The sequence below is a fragment of the Streptomyces sp. CT34 genome (assembly GCF_000805335.1).
GTDB lineage: Bacteria > Actinomycetota > Actinomycetes > Streptomycetales > Streptomycetaceae > Streptomyces.
In genome coordinates, this window is record NZ_KN708638.1 from 370,510 (window position 1) to 385,718 (window position 15,209).

16 protein-coding genes and 1 pseudogene are annotated in these 15,209 nt (G+C 68.2%); 13 read left to right on the forward strand and 4 right to left on the reverse strand.

The window, feature by feature from the left end:
• The first annotated feature begins 686 nt into the window (after positions 1-686).
• Positions 687-1,838 (forward strand): GNAT family N-acetyltransferase, encoded by a 1,152-nt coding sequence (locus tag RZ84_RS01690; RefSeq protein WP_241777999.1) that lies wholly within the window; start codon positions 687-689, stop codon positions 1,836-1,838.
• Positions 1,839-2,135: 297 nt separating this feature from the next.
• On the opposite strand, the gene RZ84_RS01695 is transcribed toward RZ84_RS01690, so the two are convergent.
• Positions 2,136-2,885, reverse strand: coding sequence for an Lrp/AsnC family transcriptional regulator (locus RZ84_RS01695; RefSeq protein ID WP_241777502.1), 750 nt, complete (start codon positions 2,883-2,885; stop codon positions 2,136-2,138).
• Here RZ84_RS01695 and RZ84_RS01700 point away from each other — a divergent pair.
• From RZ84_RS01700 to RZ84_RS39485, 8 genes are all read left to right on the forward strand, one after another.
• Positions 2,806-3,297 carry an amidohydrolase family protein gene (locus tag RZ84_RS01700; protein ID WP_277816861.1) on the forward strand — a complete coding sequence of 164 codons (492 nt, stop codon included), beginning with the start codon at positions 2,806-2,808 and terminating at the stop codon, positions 3,295-3,297. The two genes, RZ84_RS01695 and RZ84_RS01700, sit on opposite strands and share 80 nt — an antisense overlap.
• A 7-nt stretch (positions 3,298-3,304) precedes the next feature.
• Positions 3,305-3,454: a hypothetical protein gene (locus RZ84_RS42210; protein ID WP_277816895.1), complete on the forward strand. Its 150-nt coding sequence runs from the start codon at positions 3,305-3,307 to the stop codon at positions 3,452-3,454.
• A 110-nt stretch (positions 3,455-3,564) separates the two neighbouring features.
• The gene (locus tag RZ84_RS01705) at positions 3,565-4,554 is read left to right on the forward strand and encodes a class I SAM-dependent methyltransferase (RefSeq protein ID WP_241777503.1); all 990 of its coding nucleotides are present in this window, start codon (positions 3,565-3,567) and stop codon (positions 4,552-4,554) included.
• 345 nt (positions 4,555-4,899) lie between these two features.
• A complete protein-coding gene (locus RZ84_RS01710) occupies positions 4,900-6,342 on the forward strand; it encodes a family 2B encapsulin nanocompartment shell protein (RefSeq protein WP_043262806.1) in 1,443 nt (480 codons plus the stop codon).
• Between the two features lie 19 nt (positions 6,343-6,361).
• The gene (locus RZ84_RS01715) at positions 6,362-7,420 is read left to right on the forward strand and encodes a family 2 encapsulin nanocompartment cargo protein terpene cyclase (RefSeq protein ID WP_043262807.1); all 1,059 of its coding nucleotides are present in this window, start codon (positions 6,362-6,364) and stop codon (positions 7,418-7,420) included.
• A gap of 33 nt (positions 7,421-7,453) precedes the next feature.
• Positions 7,454-8,329, forward strand: coding sequence for a geranyl diphosphate 2-C-methyltransferase (locus RZ84_RS01720; protein WP_043262808.1), 876 nt, complete (start codon positions 7,454-7,456; stop codon positions 8,327-8,329).
• A 110-nt stretch (positions 8,330-8,439) separates the two neighbouring features.
• Positions 8,440-8,865, forward strand: coding sequence for a pyridoxamine 5'-phosphate oxidase family protein (locus RZ84_RS01725; RefSeq protein WP_043268836.1), 426 nt, complete (start codon positions 8,440-8,442; stop codon positions 8,863-8,865).
• Positions 8,866-9,125: 260 nt separating this feature from the next.
• Entirely contained in the window at positions 9,126-9,584 is a 459-nt protein-coding gene (locus RZ84_RS39485; protein ID WP_198539927.1) for a hypothetical protein, read from the forward strand.
• Between the two features lie 423 nt (positions 9,585-10,007).
• Here the strand turns inward: RZ84_RS39485 and RZ84_RS01735 are convergent, their stop codons facing one another.
• Positions 10,008-11,093, reverse strand: coding sequence for a hypothetical protein (locus RZ84_RS01735; protein WP_198539928.1), 1,086 nt, complete (start codon positions 11,091-11,093; stop codon positions 10,008-10,010).
• A gap of 220 nt (positions 11,094-11,313) precedes the next feature.
• Between RZ84_RS01735 and RZ84_RS01740 the strand changes: the two genes are divergently transcribed.
• A complete protein-coding gene (locus tag RZ84_RS01740; protein WP_043268842.1) occupies positions 11,314-12,003 on the forward strand; it encodes a TetR/AcrR family transcriptional regulator in 690 nt (229 codons plus the stop codon).
• 326 nt (positions 12,004-12,329) lie between these two features.
• Here RZ84_RS01740 and RZ84_RS01745 read toward each other — a convergent pair whose 3' ends face one another.
• Positions 12,330-12,875 (reverse strand): helix-turn-helix domain-containing protein, encoded by a 546-nt coding sequence (locus RZ84_RS01745; RefSeq protein ID WP_043262809.1) that lies wholly within the window; start codon positions 12,873-12,875, stop codon positions 12,330-12,332.
• Positions 12,876-12,929: 54 nt separating this feature from the next.
• Here RZ84_RS01745 and RZ84_RS38710 point away from each other — a divergent pair, with 54 nt between their 5' ends.
• Both RZ84_RS38710 and RZ84_RS35955 read left to right on the forward strand, forming a co-directional pair.
• Complete coding sequence (locus RZ84_RS38710; protein ID WP_157878745.1) at positions 12,930-13,154, forward strand: hypothetical protein; 225 nt, start codon at positions 12,930-12,932, stop codon at positions 13,152-13,154.
• A 12-nt stretch (positions 13,155-13,166) separates the two neighbouring features.
• Positions 13,167-13,390: pseudogene (locus RZ84_RS35955) on the forward strand (Gfo/Idh/MocA family oxidoreductase); the annotation flags it as partial.
• Between the two features lie 274 nt (positions 13,391-13,664).
• On the opposite strand, the gene RZ84_RS39490 reads toward RZ84_RS35955, so the two are convergent.
• The gene (locus tag RZ84_RS39490; protein ID WP_198539930.1) at positions 13,665-13,832 is read right to left on the reverse strand and encodes a hypothetical protein; all 168 of its coding nucleotides are present in this window, start codon (positions 13,830-13,832) and stop codon (positions 13,665-13,667) included.
• A 468-nt stretch (positions 13,833-14,300) separates the two neighbouring features.
• On the opposite strand from RZ84_RS39490, the gene RZ84_RS01755 reads away from it, so the two are divergent.
• Complete coding sequence (locus RZ84_RS01755) at positions 14,301-15,134, forward strand: NHL repeat-containing protein (RefSeq protein ID WP_043262811.1); 834 nt, start codon at positions 14,301-14,303, stop codon at positions 15,132-15,134.
• Positions 15,135-15,209: the final 75 nt, after the last annotated feature.

The following is a 15,209-nucleotide window of genomic DNA, read 5'->3' on the forward strand; positions in this document are numbered from 1 at the left end:
CGCCGGAGCTACGGCACACGCAGCAAGCCTGCGCAACGCCTCGCGGACGTCGTGGAGGAGGCACGGAGGAAGGCCGTACCCGCCCACGATGAGGTGAGGTCGAGCCAGTGCGGACGGTCCCGCCGATGAGGGACTCAACGCGTTCGGCTGCGCCCTCCCCGCCATCCTTGCCCGACGGTACGGAACCGGTCGACAGCATCCCCGCTCTGCTGTGGGGCTGTCGCCGTATCCGGCAGGGAAGAAGCCGTCAGCGACCGCATGCCCGGCGGAAAAACGCTGCGCCTGGTTCGCGTTGATCCTCACAACTCGCGCTAGGCTGCCGAAGATCAGGCCATGCCTGACGCATGGCTCGGAGAGTTTGGGGTTCGAGTGCGCCCGATCCGTGTTACTCCCCGCATTCCCGGCGTACAGCCGAGCAGGCTATTCGGCTTGCTCCCGGTTTTCACCTGCGACGGGAACCTGGCTGCCATTTCCGACCACCGGTCGATCGCCTCGCTCCAAGAGGGCGGTGCAGTTCCGATCGACGCCCGGTTCGATCTCGGCGGGCCGGGTACGGCGGGTCTCCCGGAACCCCTCGCCGACCGAATCATGACGAATAGCCTGGCCAATATGCCGCACGGAGTCTTCCGCCCGAGCACAGAGCACGGAGCGCGAAGACCCGTCCTCAGTCCCTTCGGAGGGTGACGATGATCAGCCCTGAACGAACGGCTTCGACTTCTCTGTCCACTTGGCGGTCCGCGGTGGCCGACAGCGTCTCTGAAATCCCGCCGGAGGTGTGGCACGAGCTCGCACCGTCTGACGACCCGATCTACGACTACGCGTTCTTCCAGGCCATGGAGCGGACCGGAATCGGCCCGGATGCCTATCGCTACATCCTGCTCAAACAGGGAGAGCAGGTGAGGGCCGTATTGCCGATGTGCGTCTTCCACGGACTTGCTCTGGAAGACATTCTGGGAACCCAGGGACGCCAAGTACTGCGGCCGCTGCACGGCATCATGCGGAGATCACTGCGCATCAAGGCTCTGCTGTGCGGACATGTCATGGGTCCTACCGGAAGAGTCCTGCGAGACGGCGGGATCCCTGAGACGGCGTCACACCTCCTGGTGGACACGGTGCAACAACTGGCTGCGTCGATGGGCTCACGGTGGATCGGCTTCACGAACTTCGCACCGTCGGAACTGCAATGTCTGGATCCGGCTCTGAAAAGAGCCGGATACTTTCGCGCCCCGGGGCTCCCCGCTGCGTGGCTCTGCCTGCGCGCCAAGAGTTTTGAGGAATATGTTTCAACCCTGTCCAGGAACGGCAGAAGTACCGTCCGTCGTAATCTGGCGAGGTTTTCCGAGCATCAAGACGTGACCATCGAGGTGCGCGACCGATTCGATGATCTCGTACCAGCCATGATGCCGCTCTATCAAGCGGTGCTCGACCGTGCGGAGTCCAGGCTGGACGTATGGACACCGGAATTCATGACCTTGCTCTCCACCGACGCGAGGATTCCCGCCAGGGCTGTCGTCTGCTGGCAGCGGGACCGCCTGGTGGGGTTCTTGATCTTCCTTGTCAAGGAGAACAGCGCGGTGGTATTGCGCATCGGCCTCGACTACGACTGCGCGCGCGAGCTACGGCTCTATCAGGTCATCCACTATCGCAGCATCCAGGAGATGATTCGCTTGGGTGTGACCAAGATCAGCCTGACACAGAACGCCTATGAGGCGAAACGCAGAATGGGGTGTCATCTCGTCCCGATCGAACATGCAGCGACACACCGCAACCCGGTGTGCAGGTCCTTCCTCAGGAATTTCCTCCCGATGGCGATCAGCCGGTACGGAGAACAGACCTGAGTCGATGAACGAGTACGCGTCAGAACGGTTCGGGAACGAAGGACGCACGGGGTTGCGAAGCCGCGTGCGCAAGTGCCGATGGACACTTTTCACTTCTCGAAGTGGGCGAGGAAGGAGTCCCATTCCTCGTTCATCGGGCTCCAACACCAAAACGGTCGCCAACTGCTGACGGGGCATCGTCCCCTCCCCGGTGGAGCACTGACCGACGAGCACGGCGGTGACGGTCGGTACTCCACCGCAGGCAACTCCACTCCCCTCCGGGCTGCCGGAGGGGCACCACCACCCCGGGACGGCTCGTCAGTGGCGGATCAGGCCGGTGCGTTTGACCGTCGCCAGCAGCGGGGTGGTGTCGATGGCGGTGATCCCGTCCAGGGAGCCGACGGCGTCGGTGAGGAAGGCGTACAGGGTGTCGAGGTCCGCGGTGGCGAGAGCGACGACGAGGTTGGCGGGGCCGGTGGTGGCGGCGCAGAAGCGGACGTGCGGGTGACCGCTGAGGGTCCGGGCGGCCTCGTGCAGTGCGCCGGGCCGCACCGCGATCCACAGCAGGGCTTCGGTGTACGCACCGAGCAGGGCGAGGTCGACCTCGGTCGCCAGACGCACGGTCTGGCCGCGCACGAGCGCGTCGAGTCGTCGGCGGGCGGTGAGCGCGGTGGTGCCGGCACGGCGGGCGAGCTCGCTGTAGGTGCTCCGGCCGTCCTCGGTCAGCGCCGCGATCAGCGCGGTGTCGATGGCCAGCGGCGGAGGAGGCGCTGTCGGGGGTGTGGGGTCGGGGATGAGCTGAGCCAGCTCTTGGAGTGAGAGGAGGCCCGCGGTCCAGCGGAATGCGGTGGGAAAGACGCGTAGCAGGGTGTGAGCGGTCCAGGAGCCGACGGCATCGGTGGCGGGCAGGTCGCGCAGCAGCAGGGTGTTGCGGGCGTCGGGGCCGTCGAGGAAGAAGATCGTGGAGACCTCGTCGCCGCCGCCGAGGATGTCGACCCAGACCGTGTCGGTGCGGCGTGCCAGGGCCTGGGGTCGGCACCCATGCCTACGGCGACCGCAGGTCCGCATCCTCCTGGACGTCTACGAACGCGTCCTCGACCGCAACCCCGGTCTGCCCGCCGGCACGCTGGTGATGGAGCACGGCGGCCTGGCCGGCCCCGAACAGCGCGCCCGAGCCGTGGCCCTGGGCATCCCCGTCACCATCCAGCAGCCGCTGCTGCACGACACGGCCGAGGTGGAAGAGGGCTTCTGGGGCCCGGAACGCGTCGCCCGGCTCTTCCCCGCCCGGGGCTGGCTCGACCAGGGTGCCCAGGTCAGCGCCGGGTCCGACTTCCCCGTCGGCCAGTTCGGCGCGATGCGCTCCGTCTGGGGCATGACCACCCGGCACACCGTCATCGGCGTCAAGGGCCCCGAGCACGCCATCACCTACGACGAGGCCCTCACTTCTGCACACCACCAACGCCGCCCGCCTGTGCGATGAGGAGAACCTGCGCGGCACCCTCACCCCCGGCCGCCTGGCCGACCTCACTGTCTGGGACCAGGACCCCGCGCACTGCCTTGGCGACGCTCTGCGCGACCTCAGCCCCACCCACACCTTCGTCGGTGGCCTCCTGGTCTCCCCCGCTGCCACCCAGTGAGCCAAGCCATCCCGGCCAACAGCCAGGACCCGGCAGAGCAGCCCCGGGCACGGCGACAGCGGCGGTGACCACCACACGCGTCACGGCCACCCCTGCGCCATCCTGGAACCGTGAGGATCGAGGTTCTGGTCGTGCCGGACTGCCCGCACGAGGAGGCGGCGGTCGAGCTGCTGCGTCAGGCGCTGGACGACGCCGGGCTGGCGGACGTCACGTGGGAGACGCGGGTGGTGGCCGATCAAGACGAGGCCGAGCGGATCGGCTTCGCCGGGTCCCCGGCCTTCGTGGTCGACGGACGGGACCTGTTCGCCGCGCCCGGTCGCGTCTCCGGGCTGACGTGCCGGATGTACCCGACGCCGCAGGGGCCCGCCGGACTGCCCACCCGTGACCAGCTGCGACAGGCACTGGCCGGCGCCGGTACGGCCGGCGACGCTCCGGCGGGTGCAGATGGCGAGCGGGAGCGGGCGGAGGAGCAGCGGCGGCACTGGCAGGACACCTATGCCGCGTACCCCGGCATGTACGGCGCCGAGCCCTCCGCCCCGGCCGTGCACGCGGCCGGCGTCTTCCGGGCCGCGGGGGCCGAACGGGTACTGGAACTCGGTGCCGGGCACGGCCGCGACGCCCTGTACTTCGCCGGCGAGGGCTTCGCCGTGCAGGCAACCGACTTCAGTTCCAACGGACTTGAGCAGTTGCGCGACGCCGCCCGCGCTCAGGGCCTGGCCGATCGGATCAGCACGGCAGTGCACGATGTCCGGACTCCGCTGCCGTTGCCCGACGACTCGGTGGACGCCGTCTTCGCGCACATGCTGCTGTGCATGGCGCTGTCCACCCGCGAGATCCACGCCCTGGTCGACGAGGTCCGTCGCGTGCTGCGTCCGGGCGGGGTCTTCGTCTACACCGCCCGGCACACCGGCGACGCCCACTACGGCGCCGGCACGGCCCACGGCGACGACATCTACGAACACGGCGGCTTCGCCGTCCACTTCTTCCCCCGCCGGCTGGTCGACGGCCTCGCCGAGGGGTGGCGACTGGACGAGGTCCACGGCTTCGAGGAAGGCGAACTGCCGCGCCGGCTGTGGCGCGTCACCCAGACCCTGGCCTGAGGCGGAGCAGCAGCCCGGACCGAGCGGCTGCGCACGGTCCGGCCGGTCCGGATGCCGGCGCCCGCCCTCTCATGCCGGAACACCCTGCGAACCGACTGGCGAGAAGGGTTATCGGTCCCGCTCCCGGCACTTGTAATCATGGAATTGGCAGCCGGCGGAGGGCGTGCGGAAGCTCGACCGGGCACCGGCTGCATCATCCCGGGGTTTGTGCCTTCCGAATGCGAAGCCGCCCCCCTTCACGCCGTACCGAGATGATCTCCAGCCTGTTTCGCTAGTTCCTGCGTACGGCCACCCTGCGCACCATCGGCCGTTTTGCTCATGCCTGTTCACGTCCCGGGAGGGAATGTGTCCGCACCGGACAGCGTCACCGGTTCCGCTACCGAAGAGCCCGCACTCGATCCATCCGCAGACACCGCGCTCACCAGTCTCAGTACACAGGCCGCGCGCCAACTGGCCACCACCACCAAGTCCGTGCCCCAGATGCAGGCCATCACCTCGCGATGGCTGCTGAAGATGCTGCCGTGGGTGGACGTCAAGGGTGGCACCTACCGGGTCAACCGGCGTCTGCAACTCCGTGTCGGCCGGGGCCGTGTCCAGTTCGAGCACAACGGCGCGGACGACATCAAGGTGATCCCGCAGACCCTCACCGAGCTGCCCGTGCTGCGCGGTTACCCCGATATCGACGTCCTCAAGGAGATCGCCGGGCGGTTCCGCGTCCGGGAGGTCCGGGCCGGCCAGGTGCTCTTCGAGGCCGGGCAGCGGGCCACCGAGGCGTACCTCGTCGTGCACGGCCGGTTCGCGCGCTACGCGGCCGGCAAGTACGGCGGGGAGGAGGTCATCGGCGTCGTCACGGACGGCGACCAGATGGGGGACGAGGCGATCGGCCGGCCCGAACCGCGGTGGCAGACCTCGGTACGGGCCGAGACGGCGGGCGTGCTGTTGGCGCTGCCCTGGGACGTGGTCGAGGAGTTCACCGGCCGGGTGCCGTCCCTGGCCGCACACCTGGCGGCGTACGCGGAGCGGCAGCAGCGCCCCGTGAACCGCAAGGGCGAGGCGGATGTGCCGGTACAGGCGGGGCACGTCGGCGAACCGACGCTGTCCGGCGGCTTCGTCGACTACGACCTCACCCCGCGCGAGTACGAGCTCTCCCTGACCCAGACCGTGCTGCGGGTGCACAGCCGGGTCGCCGATCTCTACAACGAACCCATGGACCAGACACAGCAGCAGTTGCGGCTCACCGTCGAGGAGATCCGTGAACGCCAGGAGTGGGAGCTGGTCAACAACCGTGAGTTCGGGCTGCTGCACAACACCGACTACGGCCAGCGCATCAGCACCTACAGCGGTCCGCCCACCCCCGACGACATGGACGAGCTGCTGTCCATGCGCCGCAAGACCCGGCTGTTCCTGGCCCACCCCAAGGCGATCGCCGCGTTCTTCCGGCAGTGCAACAAGCGCGGACTGGTGCCGGGCACGGCGCATGTCGACGGGCACGAGGTGCCCGCCTGGCGCGGCGTCCCGATTTTCCCGTGCGGCAAGATCCCGATCACCGGCGAGCACACCAGCAGCATCATCGCGCTGCGTACCGGGGAGGCGGACCAGGGGGTCGTCGGCCTCAACCAGACCGGCCTGCCGGAGGAGTTCCAGCCCGGTCTGAACGTCCGCTTCATGGGCATCGACGACGCCGCCATCATCAAGTACCTCGTCACCGCCTACTACTCGATGGCCATCCTCGTACCCGACGCGGCCGGAATCCTGGAGAACGTCCAGATCGGCCGGAGCGCCGACTGACCGGGTGGAGTTCCCAACCATGAGCACGACCCCCGACACCGCGGCCGGGTACGCGCTGCCCGGCCCGCCGAACCTCGCCCGCAGCCTGCGGGCCCGACGCGGCGGAGCCGTCCCCGGGCTGAAGTACCGGCCCGCCGTCCCCGCCGACCCGGAAAAGGCCAGGGAGATCGACCGCAGGCTGGAGTCCTGGGCCCGCCGGCTGGATCTCTTCCCCGCGCAGTGGACCGGGGACTTCGCAGAGTTCCAGGTCGGCCGGGCGGTCGTCCTGCAGCATCCCGGTGCGTTCGATCTCGAACGCCTCACCGTCGCGGGCGAGTTCCTGCTGGCCGAGAACATCGTCGACAGCTGCTACTGCGAGGAGGACGAGGGCCGCGGTGCCTCGCGCCGCAGCCTGGGCGGTCGTCTGATCCTCGCCCAGTCGGCTCTCGACCCGTTCCACGGCACGCCCGCACTGGAGGCGGAGTGGCACCGCGGCATGCAGGCCGACGGCCCGCTGCGCTCGTACCACTGGGCCATACAGGACTACGCGGCCTTCGCAACTCCCAGTCAGACGGACCGGTTCGTCCACGACATGGCCCGGCTGCACCTCGGCTACCTCGCCGAGGCGTCCTGGGCGGCGACGCGACACGTGCCGCATGTCTGGGAGTACCTGGTGATGCGGCAGTTCAACAACTTCCGCCCCTGCCTGTCCCTCGTCGACGCCGTGGACGGCTACGAACTGCCCGAAGCCCTCTACGCCCGCCCCGAGGTCCAGCGGGTCACCGCCCTGGCCTGCAATGCCACGACCATCGTGAACGACCTGTACTCCTTCACCAAGGAACTGGCCAGCGACCCCAAGCACCTGAACCTGCCCCAGGTGGTGGCCGCCAACGACAAACGCGGTCTCAAGGCCGCCTACCTGAAGAGCGTCGACATCCACAACGAGGTCTTCGAGGCGTTCGAGGCGGAGTCGGCCCCGCTGGCCGCCACCTCGCCGCTCCTCGAACGGTATGTCCGGGGCCTGTCCGACTGGGTCGCCGGCAACCACGAGTGGCATGCCACCAACACCGACCGCTACCACCTGCCCAACTACTGGTAGACCGATCCCGCGCACCACGGCAAGGAGTCACCGTTGACCATCGCACACGCCGGCATCGTCCGCACACCGGTGCCGACCCAGTCCACGTACCAGTCCCGCGTCGCGGACTACTGGAACGCCGAGGAAAACCCGGTCAACCTCGAACTCGGAAAGATCGACGACCTGTACCACCACCACTACGGCATCGGGGATGCCGACCTGTCGGTACTGGACGAGCCCGACCCCGACCGCCGCCGCGAGCGGGTCACCGGCGAACTGCACCGCCTGGAACACGCCCAGGCCGAACTCCTCGCCTCCCACCTCGGCGACCTCTCCCCCACCGACCGCGTCTTCGACGCCGGGTGCGGACGCGGTGGCGGCAGCGTGGTCGCCCATCTGCGCTACGGCTGCTACGCCGACGGCGCCACCATCTCCGCCAAGCAGGCCGACTTCGCCAACGAGCAGGCCCGCAAGCGCGGTATCGACGACCAGGTGCGCTACCACCACCGCAACATGCTCGACACCGGCTTCGCCTCCGGCGAGTACGCTGCGTCCTGGAACAACGAGTCGACCATGTACGTCGAGTTGGACCTGCTGTTCGCGGAGCACGCGCGCCTGCTGCGGCGCGGTGGACGCTACGTCACCATCACCGGCTGCTACAACGACGCCTACGGCCGTGCCTCCCGCGAGGTCTCCCTCATCAACGCCCACTACATCTGCGACATCCATCCCCGCTCGGCGTACTTCAGCGCCATGGCCCGCAACAGGCTCGTCCCCGTCCACGTCCAGGACCTGACGGAGGCCGCCCTTCCGTACTGGGAACTGCGCCGCCAGGCCGACCACTTGGTCACCGGCATCGAGGAGACCTTCCTCAACGCCTACCGCAACGGCAGCTTCCAGTACCTGCTGATCGCCGCCGACCGGGTGTGAATCCATGGGGCCGCGCCGTGAACGGCGCGGCCCCATGCGGTGACACCCGGGGTCGGGCGAAAGCGCCACGGTGACCTGCCGGAGCCGTCGCACGGGCTATGGTCGGCTCCATGACACTGTCGATGCGCGAACGAGAGCTTTTTCTGGCGGAACCTCATATCGGTGCGCTGTCGGTCATCGAACGGCCGGACCGCGCGCCGCTGACAGTCCCCATCTGGTACCACTACACGCCGGGCGGCGAACTGTGGATCCGTACCGGGCCGGATTCCCGCAAGGCCCGAGCGATTCGGTCCGCCGGGCGTTTCAGTCTGATGGTGCAGCGGACCGAGCCGACCGTGCGCTATGTGTCGGTTGAGGGCCCGGTAACCAGGACGGAATCCGACAGCCGCGAGCTGTCCTGGGAGATGACCGCGCGATACCTCCCTCAGGACAAGGTCGCCGACTTCGTGGAATACGACCGCACCCACCTCGGTGAGCACATCGCCATCTACATGCGGCCGGAACACTGGGTCTCCGCCGACATGGGGTCCTTCTGACCGCACCAGCGGCAGGCCCCCACTGAAGCGCGCCGCGGCAACTCGCCCGAACTCCTGCTCCGCGCGTGCCCGCGAGCGCCCGGCTCCCTGCTACGGCCGAGCACGGCATCCGATCCGGCCCCTTCCCAGGCATACGGCTTCCCAGGCATACGGCGGCCGACATCGACAACTCCGTTACAGCAGGCGGCACTTCGTTGACGGCGGAGACGACATCAGGTGTAGCGTCGACGGACAGCAATGCACAGAAGGGACTTGCAGCAATGAAGTTAGCCATTCGCACCGGACTGGTCGCCGCGGTATCGGCCGCGGCCTTCGCGGTGGTCGCCCCGCCCGCCGGTGCCACCACCGTCAAGAGCGACCAGGCGGCGAATGAACCGAGCCGGGCAACCGCAACCGCCGTCACGCCGACCGTCGTCGGCGACCGCGTGACGGGCGCCCGCGTCGCGGCGAACCCGAAGACCGTCAAGGCCGCCGCGTACAACCAGGCCCGCAGCATCCTGGCGAAGGCCGGCAGCGACACCGCGGCCAAGTCGCACCCCGTCCACGGCAAGCCCGACGTGCCGGTCAGCTACGGCACCAGCCTGCTGGCCGGCTCGCGGGACGAGTTCCGGTCCAAGGACCGCAACCTTCCGGAGAAGGACAAGAAGTCCGGCATGTCGCTCGCTCACTACAACGCGATCCACGACGCGGCGCGGACGATGGGCATCGACCGCTGGTGACGTGGCCGACAGCGCACCGGCCACGGCACCGCCGGGCTGGTGCGCAGCGGCCGGCGACTCGTAGGAACCGCTCCGTCAGCGGTTCCCGCAGCCCCCTCGGTGCACCGGACTGCTGCCGACGTGGCCTGCCGGTGTCACCAGGGCCGATATGCCGAGGCATGCGGTGGCAGTGACAGGAGAGGCGCGTTTGCGGATCATGTTTCCCATTAGCCCGTAACGGATCTCCGGATCTGCATGCCAAAGATGCCGGGCAGGTCGCTCCGGTGTCCTCAGCGCTCGGCCCGCAGCTCTTTCGTCCGGGCGATCATGTGGCTTCATCCTGGATCGTCGATGCGGTGGACCGCGCTCCGGTCGGCGCCGAGGTGCGATCCCAGGTGCCTGCGCAGCGCGTTCAGCGGCGTGCCTGCGCGGCCGGTGCGGCGGTCAGTGCGCGGGTCGCAGGTCGACGGGGAGGAGTTGTTCGGTCAGCAGCCGGCGGATCCTCGCGGTCCGATCGGGGGCGGCGAGCCAGGAGTCCAGGAGCTGCCAACCGTGAAAGTAGCTGAGCACGTACAGGGCCATGCCCGTGGCGCGCAGCACGCTGAGCGCCGCGTGGGCCTCGGCCTCGGAGAGCAGAGCCCATCGTGAGAGGTAGGCGGCCAACTCTGCGTGCCGGCGGCCTTCGTCGGCCATCATCGCGACGTTGGCCCAGACCCCGAACAGGAGGTTCTGCGTGCGGTGGATGGCGGCGAAGTCACTGCCGTCCGGAGGCATCCCGTGGGCGGCCAGGACGTGGTCGGCCAGCCACGCCTGGGCCTCGTCGCCGGGGAAGACGATGTTCTGCGCATGCAGCCCGAGCCCTTCGCTGATCACGAAACTGGGCGCCAACATGAACCGCACCCGCTGTTCGAGGCGGCCCTGTTCCTCGACGAGCCGGCGCTCTTTGAGCAGGGATTCGGCGATGTGTCCGGGGTGCCCTTCGTGCGCGACGACATACAGCAAGTCGGCCAGATTGAACGGCAGATCGCGGTTGATGTGGATGGTTGACCTCAGCCCGCCCTCGTAATCCCCAGCCGCCCGGAAGTGCACCCCGGACACCAGTCGGCACTGCACCACCTCGTCGGCAGGCAGGGGCACGATCGCGCTGGTACGCCGGCGCGTCTCGGCCACGGCCCGGTCAACGAGAACGGTCAACGGGTCCAACCGGTCCGAAGGCAGGGTGTGCGCCGTCTTCCAGGCATGCAGTCGATGCGCCAAGGATCCGCCACTCCGTGGCAGCGCGGCATCGAGCGCAGCATGCCCCTGCTCGAACAACTCTTCCGGCAACCGACGTACCGAGATACCCAGGCACTCGCCGGCGTACTCGGCCAACGGCAGCTCCTGCCCGGACAGCCGGCGAGCGACCGCCCGCAGAGCCCGGACATGAGCGGCCAGATACCGACCGCGGTGGGATGGGAAAGGCACCTGCGCCAGCAGCGCCTCGGCGCTGTCGACCAACCGCCCCGCCGGAGGCGGCTCCTCGTTCTCCACTCGGGCACGCCACTCCTGCGGCCCTCGGTAGATGAGTACCGTCCCCGTGGCGCTTCCCGCCATCTGCCGATTGATGCGCAGTGCCAGCACCGCGTAGTTGCGCAGCCACTCCCGTGATGTCACGGCCATCGCTACCTCCTTGCCGGAAAGCCGAGTTCGCAAGGAAAGCTAGCTGTACGGTCACCCGTACGGTGTACGGAAGGAGAGTGTGCGAATGCCCATGTCACGTCCTGCGGCCATCTGGTTTGCCGGGGAGCCCGATCGCAAACCCAGGCTGTCCCGAGAGCGGATCACCACAGCGGCGGTCGCGTTGCTGGACGCCGAGGGAGTGCAAGGGCTCTCCATGCGACGTCTCGCAGCCCGCCTGAGCGCCGGCACCATGTCGCTGTACGAGTACGTCGGCAGCAAGGAAGACGTCCTGGACCTCGCCGTGGACGCGGCGATCGGCGAGATCGATATAGGCGCCATCGACGGCCTCCCGTGGCGCGAGGCCCTGCACTGCCAGCTGACCCGCAGCAGGGACGTCATGCGCCGGCATCCCTGGCTGCCCGTCCTGATGGCCACCCGCCCGCTGCTCGGCCCCCATGCCTTGGAACGGTCCGAATTGGTGTACTCCGTGCTTCACCAGGCCGGACTCGTAGGTCCCCGACTCAGCGCTGCCGTCTCGGCCCTGACCTACTACGTGCAGGGGTACACCGCCGCGGAGAACGTCTGGCGCACCAGCCGACGAGATCCTGCTGCAGAGGCCGAACTGCGCCGCCAGACCCAGCAATACCTTCACCGCCGAAAGGAACTCCATCCCACGCTGGCCCAGCACACCGACGTCGGCAACAATGACTTCGATGCCTCGTTCCGTATCGGCCTCGAAACCGTCCTCGATGGCATCGAAACCCAGATCAGCACCGGGTGATCCAATTGAGACCAGGCCCTGGCGATCTCTTGCCGGAGCTGGTGGGTGAAGCGGCGAAGGAGGACCAGCGTGTCGTTGTGATCTTCCCTCTCCTCGGTGGGCTGGGCCGTCCAGACCCGACGCGCGAGATCGACGGCGAGAGCGACGGCGAGAGCGACGGTGTCGCTGTCGCACAGTAAGGGCCACGGACAGGAGATTCCCCACTGTCAACTGCCCCGCAGCTTCCCCCGGTACACGGCCGACGGCAGCCCACCGAAGCCATCGGGCGTGCCGCACTCGATGAGCGCGCTCACGCACCAAGTATCCGGTGTTGCATACGAATCGGCCTAGCCGTCGTGGTGCGGTAGCCCCTCCAGCGGGAACAGGATCGGGCTCAGCAGGTGGAGACTGCGGCCCGGCGCGGGCTTGTTGTGCCTTTTGGACCTGATGGCACCGACGATCTCGTCGACCAGTTCGGCGAGTTCGTCCCGGTCGAGCCAGAGCGGGATCTGGGTGTAGCCCACCGAGTCGGCGGCCGGGTCGGCGCCGTCCCGGTCGAGGTAGGCGTTGAAGTCCGCGTGCAGGCCGGCCAGGGCCGCGGTGAAGCCGCGCCGGTGGTCGTCCAGCGTCATGGACGCGGCCTCGTCGGTGTCAATCACCGTGCGCTCGCGGCGCAGCCGGTAATGGCGTTCGACGGCGCCGTGTACCCGCTGTTCGTCGGTGACTTCCAATACCCCGGCGTCGGCCAGCAGGCCGACGTGCCGGTACACGGTGGTCTTGGGGACGTCGGGAAGGGTCGCGCACAGGTCGGAGGTGGTACGCGTGCGTTCACCTGACATGGCGTGCACGATACGCAGCCGCACGGGATGCAGGAGCAGGTCGAGCTTGTCCACCCCGATACGATCCCATATCCGCTACCGCTCCCAAAGTCGGGAAAGCAAACGGGAGTGAGCCATGACAGATCAGCCGCCCGATGTGACGCCGATCTCCCTCACCGCCAAGGACATCGACGACTGGACGACTGCAAGAGAGCCGTCCTGATCTGCGAGTCCGAGGAACTACCGCGCCAGGAGTTCGACGGCAAGCGGCGGCTCCCTCGGAACCCGGCCTCCTCGGTCCCGCACGGCGAGGACCGTCTCGTCGAGGGCGTCTGGCACGCCTCGATCCACTGACGCCCCGACATCGTGCTCCAGGACTGGAAGGCCAGCTTCGCGAACGCCTTCGACACCCGGTTCCGGGAATGGATCAACACCATCGCCGCCGGCACCGAACACCCCGGCCCATCCGCCTGGGACGGCTACGCCGCCACCGTCACCACCGACGCCGCCGTCCGCTCCCTGGAATCCGACGGCACCGTCACCCCCGTCGACCTCAAGCCCCGCCCGCCTTCTACGGAGCCACCACATGAAAATCGCCCTCGCCCCGGAGGCCCACCCGGACGACTTCTGCGAGGAGAACACCCCCGCCGTCGACCTCGTCCGCGCCATCAAGAGGAACGCGCGCGGGGTTCCTCGGAGTTCATGCTGGACCGCATCACCAGGGAACTCGCCACGCGGACGGGTTGATCACCGGCCTATCGCTCGTACCAACACCGCTCACCCTCACTCTCCGGCAACCGTCGGACATCCCTGCACAGCGCCCCGCACCTGCTTCACCGCTCCGGCAGGGCGGGGCGCTGCGCTTCAGCTGGTGGTCGAGCGTGCCTGTATGGCGTCCGTCCAGTTGACGAGCAACTGCTCGTACTCGGCCTGCTCCTCGGGCCCTAGCGGTCGACCGACTCGGGCGGCCATGAACGCACGTATCCGTTCGTTGACCTCGACGGTGGCGTCTGAGACGCATGTGGGCGTCATGTCCCAGATGATATTCGACTGGATGGCCTGCCGCCATTACCGCGTTTGGATGACGTTTACAAGCTCTGCCCCCGCCTCCACACGAGCAGCCAGATCGCGCACCTGCGGGAAACCATGGTCCACCCAGGCGCCGTCAAACTATCTTGACCTTCGGACAGTTGACGTCGAACAGTCCGCCGACGGCCCGCAGCACAAGTGAAAGGGGAACCAGTGGCCCACCACCCCGCATTACCCCACCGAGCCCCGTCCCACGGAGCATCCTCCGGCCGCCACGGCGTGACACCACGCCCCTCCGTGGCGGCCTTTCTGCGCCAGGCCGTCTGCGCGGCAGGGCTGCTCTCCGCACTGACCCTTACCGCCCCACCGGCCTCGGCCGTCACCCCCCGGTCACCGGCGCCGGTCACAGCTCACGCCGCGACGGCAGCCAAAGCACCCACCACCACACCTCTGGAACGATGCGCTCAACAGGTGCACACGGAGGTGTTCCGGCAGGGCGGCATACCACTGCTCGACTGGCGGGAAAACCTGGAGTTCGACGGACGCGGCACACTCTGGGTCTCGCACGTCACCCAGCACCGGGTCGAGGGTTACGCACCCGACGGAAGTCTCAAAACCAGTTTCCCGGTGAACGGCCCCGGCGGAATCCGGCGCGGCCCCGACGGGATGATGTACGTCAACTTCGGCGTGAATCCCCTGACTTCATGGCTCTCGGGCGGCGGCATCATGCGTTTCGACCCGACCGCCGCCAGACCGAAGCCCGTGAAGGTGGTGGACGGGGTGTCCGGCATCAACGGCCTGGCCATCGACGCCAAGGGCAACTTCTACCTGAGCGGCGAACTGGCCACCAGCATCGTCAAGATACGCCCGGACGGCACGAAGGACGAGAAGTGGACACGGGCCGCGAACGTCTTCGGCACCAACGGCCTGCACATCGCCGGCGACCAGCTGTACGCGAGCGTCCTGACCAACGCCGCCTCGCCGGTCGTACGGATCCCCCTGAACGACCCCGCCCACCACACCACGATCGCCAACCTCAGCCCAAACCCCCTCGACATCAAGCTCCTTGACGACCTCACCACTTTCGACGGCAACCTGATCGTCACCTCGTTCCGGGACGGCGAACTCATCCAGGTGAATCCCGCCACCGGCCGGTCCTGCACCCTGGCAACCGGCCTGCGCACGCCCACCAGCGTGCGAGTCGCCCGCGGCTTCGGTGAGCACAGCGCACAGCACGCCCTGTTCGTCTCCGAAGCCTCCGGCCGCATCCTGAAGGTCACCATTCCTCGGCACGGGACCGGCTGAGAACCCCCGCGAGCGCACTCGTACGGCAACACTGCCGGCGGCAACGAAGCAGCGGCGGACGGCTTGTCGCGGGCA